Below are 292 nucleotides of genomic sequence, written 5' to 3' on the forward strand. Positions count from 1 at the left end.
GGCAGCACCCTGTCCGTGGGCGGTAAAACCCGTCTGCTTGCCGAAAAAGGCAATATCGCCGTCAGCGGCAGCAGTCTGGTCTCCCAAGACGACCTGCTGCTTAAAGCCGGCGGTGACATCGACATCCGCGCCGCCGAACACCGCCAAAGCCAGAGCGAGCGCCAAGTTTCTTCCGGCATCGGCAGTGCCGTTATTTCCGACACCGAGCACTTTAGCGGCTGGATGAAAAACCGCCGCGAGAACGAGGGCGAAGAAACCCGGCAGGCCGCCAGCCAAATCGGCAGCCTGAAAG

Annotated in this window: 1 protein-coding gene; it reads left to right on the forward strand. The window is 61.6% G+C overall.

Translation table 11 applies throughout. From position 1 onward, the window contains the following. On the forward strand, window positions 1-292 hold a 292-nt coding region (locus tag ACTHRE_RS11110), incomplete at both ends, for a hemagglutinin repeat-containing protein (protein WP_440345117.1).

The sequence above is a fragment of the Neisseria sp. P0001.S007 genome (assembly GCF_051963655.1).
GTDB lineage: Bacteria > Pseudomonadota > Gammaproteobacteria > Burkholderiales > Neisseriaceae > Neisseria > Neisseria subflava_A.